Here is a 14,388-nt window from a genome sequence, read left to right on the forward strand (position 1 = left end):
GATTGAAATCTATTGGGATAAATTAAATCTGAGCTGGCCTCCAAACGCCGTGGAGGATCTGCGGAATGCAGTAGTAACTCTTGGATCATTGATAGTTCGCTCAAAATAGATCGTCAGGTTAAGATTTCTGTTGATGACATAGCTCACCGTAGGTCTAAACTGCAAATTGAAGTTGCCATTGGTTACAGTCGCTTTCTCTTCAATTTTGCGTTGGATTTGTTGCGTATCTACTACTTTGGCATCCAGTCTCATTTGGAGGTCATTTTTTAATACTTTCTGCGATCCATCTATTTTGAAAGGTATTTTCATGCCTGCTTTGGTATAGGATAAGGTCAATCCAAAGTCATTGCTTCGCTGCTCAGTTACCTGTGAGTTTGAAAAGTTCATCCCAAGATTTCTTTCCCTGTTGTAATTCACAACGATATTCATGCGCTGTTTTGTCAATAAATCGATGCCAATCAAAGGAGCAAAACGTTCTGAAAGTACCACCTGATTCAGTACATAAATCGGAATAAACTGACCCTCTAAATTGGTCAGATTTGGACGCTGAATGCGCTGTAGGGAATTGAATAGCTCGAGACCTCTTTGGTATTGAAGTGAATTTGAGAAATTGCTTACATCATAGGTTGAAGTATAAGCGTGTGTAATATTAATACTGCTAAATATTTCACTGAGACCCTTTAATCGCGATAATCCTCTGTAGTCAAATCTCCAATTAGGCAATGGAGTTTTGGGGAAAGGATTAAGGCTTGATGTGGAGGGATCTTTTCCTAAATATGCTGCTAGGAAAGACGGGATTAACACATCCTGTCCATTGATTCCAAACTCACCAGGCGCCACTGACTGCCCTTCCAATCGCTGCTGTATGATCGACCTGTAACGTTCAAAATTTGAAAATAGCTCTGATTCATTCCTAGAGTTGTTTTTGGCAAAGGTGGTTCCGATCATCATGGTAGTGATGCTATAGGATCCCATTCTACTTGGACTCAAAGATTGGAAGTCTCCAGGTGTGTCTAGGCTGTTTCTGAAGATTTCACTGTAATCACCCATCTCTCTTTTTCTTGCTTCAAGCGTGATTCGGAAATCTCGTATGGGTTCAGCAAGCCCGGTAAAGCGCATATTCATGGCTCGATTTTGCCTAAAGCTTTGAGTCAATTCAGGGCTTGGAGCCATGTTCCCGCCCAAGGCAAGCTGGTTTCTGATTGCCGGATTTTGACTACCAAATACAAAGGCCCATCCTGGATTTTCCCAGGCTCTATCCATTCCAAGTAGCCCTGTATTTGGCATAAATCCAGGTAGGAAGGTGCCTTCTACCACTCCATAATTGAAAGTGACCTCCTTCAGCATCATTAGGAACTTAACCAAGCCATTTGTAAATGGTGTGCCAATAGTATCTGTAGCATTTGTACTAGGTCTTCCTGGAATACTAGGACGTTTTGGAGCGTTTAGTGCAGCCAGTTTTTTGTTCTTATTGTAAAGTTTGATGAGATCCAATTTGCCAGTGATGTTTTGATCTCTGGTGTTTTGGATCACATTTCCCAAGGAATCTCTTTGTCCGATTGCCCCAGTCTGCCAAGTGTAATTGGTTACATATCGGTAATCTGCCTGAATCCAATCCGTGAGTGGCAATTTGTTGAAAGGAATCGTGTAGTTTACTGTTGCGGAGTGATTGTAATTGGTGGTCCTGCCAAATCTCCAAAAGTTAGCCTTCACGGAATCGATTTTTGCTTGGGTATCCAAATCACCCTCTGGCTCATCCACTACAGCCGCTGCTCGAGATACAAAATCCATTCTCAGGTTATTGGTCAAGTCCCAGTTTACCGTGACAGAGCGGTTTAAGAAAAATGATTTCTGGAAAAGCGGGTCTACTCCTGAGGTACCTAGTTGATCATTTCGGTATTGAGACCGCATAAATCGTCGATCCACATCCATTCTAGCCAAAAACTGAGTAGGAGCAAGGTTAAGGTTAAAATCCTTGATCAATTTCAGGTAAGGGCTGTTCATGCCTTCTGATTTTTGGAATGGGGCAATTTTAAGCTCCTTCGGGGAGAAGCTGTAGGTGACGTTTCCTCTGTTGGTTTTGAAGTTATAATCTTGGAGCTGTGCATTAGTCTGTGTTACCGTTCCCACTGCATAAGAGAAAAACACATTGGACAAGTCATAGAATCGACTAGGAGCTTCCGGGTTTTTTTTGATCTTTCTTACATTGTTAAAGCTTAGATTACGCCTATTCAATTGATCCAAAGCAATATCTCGGTAGGCTTCTTTTTCAGTATCGGATTCAAATTTTCCTAGAGCCACATCAAAAGGTACATCTGGATTCAGCGGATCATATTCAGGTCTTGTGCTGGCATTTTCTACGGAGAAATACATAGGAATGCTAATACCAAGTGCTTTTGGTAGAAGTTTGTCCACTTCTACATTGGTAGAGATATCGTATTGGGTGGTAGCTTGTCGAGACCGTTGTGAAAGTTTGGTTTCCAGTCCTCCAAATCCAATAGAGTTATGTCTGATGGAAGCAGATACGACTGCGAGATCAGCAATTTTGGTATTCAAATAGGCATTTGCCGCCCATCCATTGTTTTTGGTGAATCCGGTGACGCGCAGTTCATTTGCCCAAATGCAGATGTTCTTTGCTGAACCTCCGCCCGTTCCGGGATTACGAACCCCAATCATCATACCCTGCACCATACTCAGTTCGGGACGACCGACCACAGTGACTTTGTATTGACGGATGGATTTTGAAAATGGCAATGTCAGAGGAGACTGAGTGTTATCCCTATCTACTTTTACACCTACAATTTCCTGAATAGCAATGTCCAACTCATTTTCTTCCGGCCATACAATTCGGGGATCATTAGATCCTAAAGAGGAGATTTTGAGCGGGATTTCGATCTCGTAATAGTTGTCCGTATAGTCTGTGCCCAATCTCAAAAAGGCCGATACTTCCCCATCCTGTGCATCATCGCTGTTGGCATGGAAAAACATCTTGATTCGCTCGTACTGTACCAGATCAATTGTCAGGTTTTTGAATACAGCACGGGCATCTTTTGGAGCAAGGTCCTCTACACAGATTCGAAGTGATTGCTCATTCAATCTTCGCTCTACGGTAGAGGTATTGTCCCGATCTCGTTGGATGCCTGGAGGAAGTACATACGGGCTAGATTTATCACTCCCCTGTGCGTTTTGCTCAATGTTGACTACATCCACGGTGACGTTGGAATTGTCCGGTTCAGGAATTTCAAAAAATCCTCGCTCAAAAAGTGACTCTTGGAATACCCTCCATTGGCTTCCTACCATTCTGAATTCCGCCATTCTCAATACTACCGGTTGGGCGAAATCAGTCAGGTAGGTTCGAATCCATCTGATTGACTTGAATCCTGTGATATCACCCTGCACTCGGTCAGGCTGTCTTACGGGTATCCTGAATAAATACCAATTGACTTGCTCGCCGGCTTCAGTGTGGGTTACTTTATCTACGATGTAGTTTTCACCTACGTTAAGCTGCCCGGGTCTGAGGTCAATTTCATACTCGTAATAATTCTCCAGCTCATTGATGGTGTTGTCAGCATTAAGATCCTCATTGTCTGGATTGTTGGTTCCTGAGGGAGTATAAGGCAAGCTAGGATCTGCAGAAACTGGAGTGTTCCCTTCAGTACCGTTAAATTTCTTGTATCTCTCTAGAATTTTGGTGTTTGACTCATCAAATTTCGAGTCAAGGTAATATTGAAATGCATCGGCAGAGACGTCTTGTTCAATTGCGTTTTTGACTGCCGGAGACACAGTCAATCTGTCCAAAAAGCGTGATTTGAAATAGGTTGGTTCGTCTTCGTTTTTTAACCCATCCAACCCTACATCCTGATTGACTCGGGATGACGTAGAGTTGTCAAATGCAGGAATTAGAAACTGCTGTCTTGTTATCCTTCCCCATTCATTTTGGTTCGTTCCCACAGGATCACCATCTGCTGGTAGTCCGTTTTCAAAAGCATGACTTCCGTCCTTCAGGACATCTTCCGAAATATCTCCAAGGTTGAGAAAAAGCTTTCCGCCCGTAGTGTTGTTCTGGTTGAAAATTCCGTCCAATACTTTACCGTTTTCCCCAGGCAGAAAAGGATCCATCATCCAAAATTCAATGTATTCGATGTTGGTTCGGTCAAAATCCACCTCGGTTGTAATGGCTCGCGTCACTCCTCCATAGTTTGACCTTGGATTGGGAAGCAAACCCTCGGCAGTGAGATTTGGATTGTAGTTGTACATTCCTCGCTCATGAGGAAAATAAGCCATCTCAAATAATGGCTGAGGAACTACAATTACGTCCCGATCTTGGTTTTTGAAAATTTCCTGAGGAATTACTCTGCGGACGTAATGATTGCGTCGGTCTTGAGAATTGATGTTTGAAGGTACACCTGGTCCACTTTCTCGGTAGAAAATATTATCAATGTTGTACCAGGCTAATCTCGCTCTTCGATAGGCTTGACCTAGATTGTCCTCGGTCTGATTGCTGAGGTCAAATCGATTATCCGGAGTTTTTGGAGTGGAGCCAAGTTTCCAAGTTTGGTTTGCTTGAGCTCCTAAGAAAAATGGAGTAACTGCCGCTTCGAAGTCATCGATGTAGGAGGCAGCATCCCCATTGACCGTGTTTGAGGTTCCTGGGATCAAATGGGCAAATTCTGCATTAAACTGAACCAGTGATTTTTCTTTGGTGTCGGTAAATGGAAGTGCATCGGCCAATTTGGTCAATAGGCGTGATTCGTCGTTGAAGTTGACATCCAGCCCCCACAGGCTATTTCGAAGGGTCTCATTTCCGGTGGCAATTCGGGTGACATTGGGTCGCTCATTTAGATAAAGGAATGTACCTCCGACATTTAACTTTTTGCTCGCAAGGTAATCGAGTCTGGTTCCAATGAGGCTTCGGGTCTGAAACGATACCAAATCTGCCTTTTCAAAGCTTACATTGATTTGCTTACCTGACTGAAGGATCGCATCATTGATAATGACCAATCGACCGACATTGTAATCCACCGTGTAGTCTACGCCTTCTGTCAAAGGGATGTTACCTGCTTGCACAATCACACTTCCAGGTGAAATGTTCAAACCTGGAAGTTGAATTTCACTGGCTGAACCTGCTGTCAACCTACCCTTGATGAAAAATTTATTCAGCCTTGTGACTAACTCAGCATCGGCCTGTGTGGTCCGGTAAAGGGTGTCATAGACGTACTTGTCTTTGAGTACCAGTTCTTCGGGATTGAATCTTCTCGATAGGTTTGAGCCAAAAGGTTCTAGTACCGGGAAAATCAAAAGACCTCTATCGGAAAGCATGGTAATTCCCTCAACGAAGTCGAAGTTGCCGTCGGGAGATGGGTCATTTTGAGGGTTGAGATTGTCCAATCCCGTGAGTCGGATCAAAGGGATATCCTTGACATTGGCGCCTTCGAGAAGAGAAGGGTTATCGAGACCTGTGCGGTCATCTCGGTAGATTACCTGCAATTGGAACCCGTCCCTCATAATCTGACTGGCATTGAGGCTGTAGACGTTTTTCATCATCAGATCCCAAGTCGGTACTCGTGTGTTGATCCGTGCGGGTCTGAGAAGCTTTAAGAAAATCAGCTCATCCTCTTTTCTGGTCTGATAATCTTCCGTCAATTCCCCGACTTTGAACACCTGCCCATTATAGGTGTATTCATAGGAAACTGCCAATACCTCATCGTTTTGAAGCCTGCGGAAAAGGGAAACAAAACCTAGTTGGGCATTAAAAAAGTATTCCTTCGGATCAAGTTTTCTAGCTCCATTTATTTGTTCAAAATCTACTCCTTTTCTGAGGCCCAATGAGGATTCCAATGCTCTGGAACCCGTGTCAAAAGGTCTGAAGCTAGGATTGGAACTGATATTGGAATAGAGCTGATTGGCAGCATTTCCTGCAGGGCTTCCCGGATTACCTGGTCCGATAGATGGGTTGGTGGGGTTCAGCAACACGCGTCCTTCCCCCAAGTCCATGAAGGCTGCAAAATTTCGGAGCGTTTCCGTGTTGGTCGCCCTGTTCATGATGTAAACTTCCACCCGGGTAATATTGACGCCGGAGAGAACCTGAGGAAGGCCTCTTAGCCAGCGTTCATAATTTTCCCTGAAAAAGTGACTCAGGAAAAAGTGTCTGTTTTCGTCATATCGAGAACCCTGAATGTCAAAAGACCTTCCTTGGCCATTGGCATCGATCACCAAGTTGTCCCTTCGGCCTCGCTGGGTGGAAGCAACTGCGGTCACGTTGAGTTTACCGAATTTCATTTGGGTTTTGACCCCAAAGAGGTTTTGCGCGCCTTGGATCAGTCGGTTTTGAACAGGCATGCTGACATTACCCAACTCTACTGATTGGAGAATGTCCTCGTCAAATCCATCATACTCCAGTTTGAGCTGATTCTGGAAGTCAAAGGAGTTATTGGAGTCAAAGTTTGCCCCCAATTTCATTTTTTGCCCCAAGTTTCCATTGACTGCCATCTGGATCTGCTGCTGGAAGTTAAATCCTCCGTTTTGCTGCTGTCTAATGGGGAGGGTAGGATTGTCTACTCTTCTAAAAATTGCCCCAAAATCCAGGTTCACATAACCAGTAGGAGTGATATTGACATCACTACCGCCGAATATTCGATCAAAAGTCGGGCTTACGGTCATCGGCGGAATCAGGTTTCTACCTTCCACGGCACTTTCTCCGTCCATGCCTCTTGCTCTGGTTCTCCAGTATTCTTGCCTTACGCGATATTCCTGAAGTTGGGAAAATTTGTCAAACTCGTATTCCTGCTCATTTCCCATTCGGGTACTGTCAAGCTGGTCTACGATGTTGTATCTCAACGTAGAATCTACTTTCACCTCCACCTGTTGATTGACCGGAGGGCTTGGGATAAAAGGCGATCGTTGTACTAGAAATGGGTTACGATAAGGATAAAGAGGATTTGTCCTCATATTTTGCCAAAGCAAAAATGAGGGAGAAAGTCTCCTTAAGTTAAGAGAATCGGTTCGGGATCTAGTATCCGATGTTTGTTGGGCTTTGGCAGGTGATAAGGCCAATCCTATTGCCAAACATAACAAATAGATTTTTAGAACATTCCGAGATTTCCCCCAGCAAAAAGTCAATAACTCCTGAAAGTTCAATCCAGCTTCTGATTAAGGTGTCTTTAAAGATGCTTTAATTAAATCTTCTAAGGAAATTTCTCCTGTGGTTTTTTTCAACACTTGGGCTATATTTTTTTCTGCTACAGCCTTGGGGAAACCCAAAGTAATTAAAGCTTGCAACGCCTCTTCGCGGATTTTATTGCTTGATTTGAGGAATCCAAGCGGTGTGGTCAGATCACCCGATGATGATTTTCCGACTTTATCTTTCAGTTCCAAAATAATTCGCTGAGCTGTTTTTGCTCCAATACCTTTGACAGCCTGAATTGTACCCACATCTCCAGAAAGAATGGCATGTTCGATTTCTTCCGATGACATAGATGAAAGAATCATCAAGCCGGTGTTTGGTCCTACACCATTGATGGAGATCAGAAGCAGGAAAAGTCGCTTTTCTACTTCCTCTTTAAATCCATAAAGGGTATGGGCGTCCTCTTTGATATGCAAAAAGGTGAGGAGTCTAATTTGCTCCTCATCTTTAATCTTTGCATACGTCTGTAGCGAGATTTTTACCTGATAGCCCATTCCTCCGACATCTATGATGACATAGGTTGGGTCTTTGAATACCAATCGGCCACTCAGGTACGCAATCATAGGTTCATTTTACTGGTTTGAGCATCCACGACGGCAATGGCTACCATGTTTACAATTTCGCGGATCGAGCTACCCAATTGAAGGATATGAACAGGCTTATTCATTCCCAACAGGATGGGTCCGATAGCTTCAGCATTTCCAAGCTCTGCGAGGAGTTTGTATGCAATATTTGAGGATGCCAAATCCGGGAAAATGAGTGTATTCACAGCTTTATCCTTATGGGCAAGGGCCGAAAACGGATAAATTTCACGTTGGATTTCCTGGTTCAGTGCCACATTGGCCTGCATTTCACCTTCGATGATGACGTCGGGATATTTTTCTTTAGCTAGTGCGGTCGCTTTTGCCATTTTTGCAGGAATGTCGCCTTGGGCCGAGCCAAAATTAGAGTAAGAGAGCAAGGCAATGCGAGGTTCCATGTTGAAGAATTTCACAGCATTTGCAGTAAGGCCGATGATGTCGACCAATTCTTCGGCTGTCGGATTGAGATTCACTGTAGCGTCTGCAAAGAAATAAGGTCCACGTGGGGTGTTCATGATATACATCCCTGCTACTCGATTTACTCCTTTATTGACGCCGATAGTCTGTAAAGAAGGAAGGATCGTTTTTGGATAATCTCTCGTCAAGCCTGAAATAAATGCATCAGCTGCACCTGTCTCTACCATGAGCGCACCGAAGTAGTTTCGCTCTCTTACCAGTCTATTGGCATCATAGATAGTCATGCCCTTTCTTTGACGCTTGTTGTAAAGGATTTTTCCGAAAGATTGGATTCTCTCCTGCTCTTCTGCATCTACCGGATCGATGATGGTGACTCCACCCAGATCGAGCGAATTTTCAGCAATCAAGGCTAGAATTCTCTCTTTATTTCCAAGAAGAATTGGGATGGCGATTTTCTCATCACGGATGATCTGTGCAGCCTTTAAAATTTTCAAATTGTCAGCCTCGCCAAAGACCACTCGTTTTGGATCCTTTTTGGCTCGACCAATGACTATGGACATCAGGCGCTGATCAATTCCTATTCGCTTTTGAAGCTCCAATTCATAGGCATCCCAATCTTTAATCTCTTTTTTGGCCACACCGGATTCGATTGCAGCTTTTGCCACAGCCGGCGCGATGGTAGTGATCAATCTTGGGTCAACTGGCTTTGGGATAAGGTAAAATCTTCCAAATCCTAAGTTAGTTTCCCCATAGGCTTTATTGACGATCTCAGGGACGGGTTCTTTGGCAAGTTTGGCTATCGCTCGAGCTGCTGCTAACTTCATCTCCTCATTAATTACGGTCGCCCGAACGTCCAATGCTCCCCTAAAAATATAAGGGAAACCAAGCACATTATTGACTTGATTAGGATGATCTGACCTTCCTGTAGCCATGATCACGTCTTGCCTTGCAGCAATAGCAGTGTCATATGCAATCTCTGGATCTGGATTAGCTAGCGCAAAAACGATGGGGTTAGGCGCCATGCTTTTTATCATCTCTGGGGAAATGATATTTCCTGCCGAAAGTCCCAAGAACACATCTGCCCCGGGTAGAGCTTCGGCAATGGAGTTGATATTTTTATCTGTGGCAAATTCCTGGTGAATGTCAAGTAGTCCTAATCGGTCTTTTTTGATGACACCATCTTTATCACAAACGATGATATTTTCCTTTTTTACTCCTAAACTGACATAGAATCTAAGACAGGAAATCGCCGCAGCACCCGCTCCGCTTACCACCAACTTGATGTCTTCGATTTTCTTTTCTACGATCTCCAGTGCATTTAGTAATGCTGCGCCAGATATAATTGCGGTACCATGCTGGTCATCATGCATTACAGGGATTTTCATCTCCTGTTTCAAAGTTTGCTCGATTTCAAAGCACTCTGGGGCTTTGATGTCTTCGAGATTTATTCCTCCAAAAGTCGGTTCCAAGGATCGGATAATCTGAATCAGCTTTTTGGGATCCTTTTCATCTACTTCAAGATCAAACACATCAATGCCTGCAAATTTTTTGAATAATACACCTTTTCCTTCCATTACAGGCTTGGATGCCTCTGGACCAATGTCTCCTAGTCCCAACACGGCTGTTCCGTTGGAAATTACTGCGACTAAGTTTCCTTTAGAGGTGTATTTGTAGATGTTTTCCGGATCTGCGGCGATCTCTTTGCAGGGTTCTGCTACTCCAGGAGAATAGGCAAGTGCTAAATCTAATTGGCTTGAAACCGGCTTGGAAGGTATTACTTCGATTTTTCCAGGGGTACCCTGGCTGTGATAGTTGAGGGCATCCTCCCTTCTGATTTTAATCGCCATACATGCGTAGTTATACTGGGTCTAGGCACCCTGACTTCCCGTCCAACTCACATTGGTGTTTAAAAGTATGGTCTGAATTTCCCTCAAGGCATCTCTGTGCACTTCGTTAGGGAAAAAGACGAAACCTTCCATGTAGTAGAGTTTGCCTTTTTTCTCATCTATCATCAGATAGCCGAGATAGGTCCCTCCCATACTCAAGTTGTTGGTTTTCCAGGTGCCTCTTATTTCGACCGTAAAATTATCATTTATCACCATGTTTCTGAATGATGGTGGGATTTGTTTTTCACTCGTCATGAAGGATCGAGGATCGGCAGGATCACCAAAAATATGCTGACTCGCCACTGAATCTCTAAGCTTCAGAATGTTCTCAGGAAAAGTCTGCTCTTCATTATTGTAATCTTGTTCAAAATAAAAAATGCTGATATCAGGACGGTTTTGATTAGGAGTCGGTTGTCTGAGCCACAAAAAGCTCTTTTCGGATTTGGCAATTTGATAGGAGACTGGGGGGGCAATTTCGATGCCTAGGTTCAGTCTTGCCTCATGCTGCGCTGCAGAATTTTTTCTCGCCAAAAGAGCCTTTCCTAATCGCCCTCTTTCCCTTACTTCGAATAGGTTTTGGAGCTTGTCTTTGTTTTTTCTTAGGTTGGAGATCAATTCTTCCTCAGTATTACCAAATAGGTAGAGAACTTCTTGCCCTTGCGCGTACTCATCTTCCATTCTTAGTGAATAAATCGACGGGTCAGCCGCAGCTTTTTCTTTGGATTCCTTCGAAAATTGAGAATTGATTACCTGACTTCCTCCTCGCTTATCGTCAAAAGTAGTGACATAGATCAGGTTAGTGTACATTTTCAGCATGCGGGTCATTGCCCTTGGATCCACTCGGTGGACCTTAAACATTGCTTCAGATCGGATCATCCCTGGGAGGTCTGCTTCAAAAATATCTCTCAATTCATCTCCCAGAGGCCCTGCCCATTTGGTGGAGTCGATGGCTAATACAATTTCTCCAATTGAACCTTTTGCCTTTGGTTTTGAGCTGTTCTTTCCACTTGAAGATTCTTCTCCGCATGAAAAAATCAGAAAGGCAGTTACTGCAAAAAGGAGAGTTTTGATTGCTTTCATGGGTTGTGATGAATTGGGTGAATGTATTGAAAACTAAATTTGCTCAATTATTTTTTAAAAACCGTACAATCAGGTGGTTAAAAATTCTAATGCGTAGCTACCAGTTAACCAATAATCAATCTCTGACCTGGTTTGATGCTGTTTGAGTTCAGATTGTTCAGTCTCTTTATCTGTTCTACTGAAAGGGAGTGTTTTTGAGAAATGATCCAGAGTGAATCCCCAGGTCTCACCGTATAGGTTTTAGGGCTATTTGAGCTGTTTTCTGCCAATCTTTCTTGATTAGGTTGACTTGGAGCTTTTCCTGAATAGATGTAAAGTGTCTGACCTACTTTGATCAAGTTGGAATTTAGATTATTCCATTCTTTAATGTTAGAAACCGATACGTTATGTCGGGATGCTATTGTACCCAATACATCGCCTGATTTGACTTTGTATGTGATTCTATCCGAGGAAGAGGGGGCTTGCTCTAATGGCTTTAGCTCAGCAATCAAAGGTGAAGGTGTAGCTAGGCTTGCAGATTTGGTACCTAGGGAGTCACTAAGCCAAGCTAAATTTTCTTTAATAAATAGAGATTTGGCTTTGGGGATTCGAATAGCTATGGATTGATTGGTTTCAGGAATAGTTCTTCTTTTAATAGAAGGGTTTAACTCTTCCAAATCTCTAATGCATAGGTCAGTCAGTTCTGCTAAGCGGTCTAAACTAAAAGCTCGGTCAAATCTTACCGCTTCGTATTCAATAGGGTAGGTGGGTTCTTCCAGGTTAAGATTATGCTCTTCTAGGTGATTAAGGACATAAAGCATGGCTTGAAACTGGGGTACATAGCTTCGGGTTTCTTTGGGAAGATGGTTGTAAATGCCCCAGAAGGTCTTTTTCCCTCCTGATCTTCGAATTGCCTTGCGTACGTTGCCTGGGCCACAATTATAAGCCGCCAATGCCACCTCCCAATCTCCAAACATCCTGTATAGTGATTTGAGATACTTAGCGGCAGCCTCCGTAGACATTTCCGGGTCCATGCGGTCATCGATGTCCTGATTCACATGCATCCCATACATTTTACCTGTTGCAGGCATAAATTGCCAAAGTCCCATTGCACCTACCCGAGATTTAATTTTTGGATCCAAACCCGATTCTACAATGGATAAATACTGAATTTCAGTTGGCATTTCATGTTTGGAAAGAGTTTGCTCAAAAAGCGGAAAGAATTTCTCTTTCCTAGCCAAGACCATCTTGATGTAATCTCTGTTCCTTACGGTATAATATTGAATGAATGAAAAAATACGGTCGTTTAACTCAAATCCCATCCCATTTTGCATGGATTTAATCCGACTTTCTATCTGCTCGTATGTGAAATCAGGGATGTATTCGTAATGGTAGTTGGGAAGTATTTCCTCATTTACTGCTATAGCTGCTTCAATAGGTTCCTCTTGGGAAAAAGCATTTTGCAGGGGTAATATGCAGGCGAGAACCGCAGATCCAAAAACTCTGAACAAATGCTTTTTCATAAAGTTCTGGGTTAAGAAGTTAATTCCGACAAGTAGTTGCTAAAAGCATACAATTCTGCTTCCTTAAACGAATTGGCGATGACTTGCAATCCAATTGGCATTCCTGTTTTATCCTTTCCATTTGGGAGAGAAATCGCAGGTACACCTGAAACCGAGGCCTGTACCGTAAATAAATCTTCGAGGTACATGGCTACAGGATCACCGCTATGCTCTCCAAACTTAAACGCTGTAGAAGGCGTAGTCGGCATGATAATATAGTCAAATTCATTCAAAAGATTTTCAGTATACTCTTTTATCAACCTTCTGACTTTCTGAGCTTTTGTAAAATAAGCGTCATAATAGCTGGCAGAAAGCACAAAAGTCCCGAGCATGATTCTCCTTTTTACTTCTTCACCAAAGCCTTCACTACGAGTCAATTTATACATGGATTCCAAATTGCGGGCTTTTGGAGATCGGTAGCCGTATTTTACTCCATCAAATCTGGAAAGATTGGAGCTGGCCTCTGCTGTAGTGAGAATGTAATAGGTGGGCAGAATGTACTTGATCAGTGGAAATTGTACTTCTTTTACCTCGTGGCCTTCTGCCTTTAATTTATCTAAGACCGAAAGAGTATTTTCTTTGATTTCAGGCTGGAGTGCAGTAGATTCTATAGTCTCCCTGAGGTATGCGATTTTTGCTTTTTTGTCGAAATGAAGAAGTTCGCTATAGTGAAGTACAGGCTTTCTGGAGGAGGTGCTGTCCATTTCATCATGTCCAGCCATAATTTCCATGACCAAGGCATTGTCTTTGACAGTTTTTGAAAAAATACCGATGGTATCAAAAGAGGAAGCATAAGCAATCAACCCCCATCTTGATACGCGAGAATAGGTAGGCTTCATGCCTATCACGCCGGTGAATGCTGCCGGCTGCCTTACTGATCCTCCAGTATCTGTCCCTAGAGATACGGTGCATAGATTAGCCTGAACGGCTACAGCCGACCCCCCCGAAGATCCTCCTGGTACCCTGGATTCATCCAGCGCATTGAGTACCTTGCCATGAGCGGAGTTTTCATTGGAGCTTCCCATACCAAACTCATCACAATTCAATCTGCCGATGACGATGGCGTCTTCATCGATAAGTCTTTGGACTGCAGTAGTGGTAAACTGGGAAACATATCCTTTTAGGATGTTGGAAGAGGCATTGGATTCATGGCCTGCATAGTTGAGGACATCTTTGATTCCGATGACCATACCGGCGAGTTTTCCGGCTTTGCCTTTGGCGAGTTTTTCGTCAATCCGATCGGCTTGTGCTAAAGCGGAATGGGCATAAACTTCGACGAAGGCGTTGAGATGCGCCTTCGTCTGGATGTTTTCTAGATAATGACTGACAATTGTTTTACAGTCAGCTTCTTTTTTTTCGAGCGATTTTTTGATTTCGTCGAATGAACTAAATTTTTCCAATGTCTATTGGCTTACGGGATTACTTTTTGTTGTCTTTCAGCCCATCTTCAAGATCTTTCTGAACTTCTTTGGTGGCATCCTTGAATTCTCTGATACCACGACCCAATCCTCGAGCCAATTCAGGGATCCTTTTAGCACCAAACAGAAGGAGGATAACGAGGATGATCAAGATCATAGAACCTCCGCCCATGTTTTGAATGAAACCTAATGTAGTCATGATGGTGTGTGTTTAAGGATATAAGAGTTACAAATATACAACTGTGGGTCGCTTGACAAAGGTTCCTGACCACAGCTGTTAAT

Annotated in this window: 7 protein-coding genes; all 7 read right to left on the minus strand. The window is 43.3% G+C overall.

The window, feature by feature from the left end; genetic code table 11:
* Positions 1-9: 9 nt before the first annotated feature.
* Entirely contained in the window at positions 10-6,948 is a 6,939-nt protein-coding gene (gene sov, locus ACFPIK_RS12305; protein WP_377915669.1) for a T9SS outer membrane translocon Sov/SprA, read from the minus strand.
* A 201-nt stretch (positions 6,949-7,149) separates the two neighbouring features.
* The gene (gene ruvA / locus ACFPIK_RS12310; protein WP_377915671.1) at positions 7,150-7,746 is read right to left on the minus strand and encodes a Holliday junction branch migration protein RuvA; all 597 of its coding nucleotides are present in this window, start codon (positions 7,744-7,746) and stop codon (positions 7,150-7,152) included.
* On the minus strand, positions 7,743-10,028 hold the full coding sequence (locus ACFPIK_RS12315; protein ID WP_377915673.1) for an NADP-dependent malic enzyme: 2,286 nt from the start codon (positions 10,026-10,028) through the stop codon (positions 7,743-7,745). Before ACFPIK_RS12315 ends, ruvA begins: the two co-directional genes overlap by 4 nt.
* A 21-nt stretch (positions 10,029-10,049) precedes the next feature.
* Positions 10,050-11,147, minus strand: a complete 1,098-nt coding sequence (locus tag ACFPIK_RS12320; RefSeq protein ID WP_377915675.1) for a DUF4837 family protein — start codon at positions 11,145-11,147, stop codon at positions 10,050-10,052.
* Positions 11,148-11,251: 104 nt separating this feature from the next.
* Complete coding sequence (locus tag ACFPIK_RS12325; RefSeq protein WP_377915677.1) at positions 11,252-12,649, minus strand: LysM peptidoglycan-binding domain-containing protein; 1,398 nt, start codon at positions 12,647-12,649, stop codon at positions 11,252-11,254.
* Between the two features lie 11 nt (positions 12,650-12,660).
* Positions 12,661-14,088, minus strand: coding sequence for an Asp-tRNA(Asn)/Glu-tRNA(Gln) amidotransferase subunit GatA (gene gatA, locus ACFPIK_RS12330; RefSeq protein ID WP_377915679.1), 1,428 nt, complete (start codon positions 14,086-14,088; stop codon positions 12,661-12,663).
* 19 nt (positions 14,089-14,107) lie between these two features.
* Positions 14,108-14,305: a twin-arginine translocase TatA/TatE family subunit gene (tatA, locus tag ACFPIK_RS12335; protein WP_377915681.1), complete on the minus strand. Its 198-nt coding sequence runs from the start codon at positions 14,303-14,305 to the stop codon at positions 14,108-14,110.
* Positions 14,306-14,388: the final 83 nt, after the last annotated feature.

This window comes from Algoriphagus aquatilis (genome assembly GCF_042657405.1).
Classification (GTDB): Bacteria; Bacteroidota; Bacteroidia; order Cytophagales; family Cyclobacteriaceae; genus Algoriphagus; species Algoriphagus aquatilis.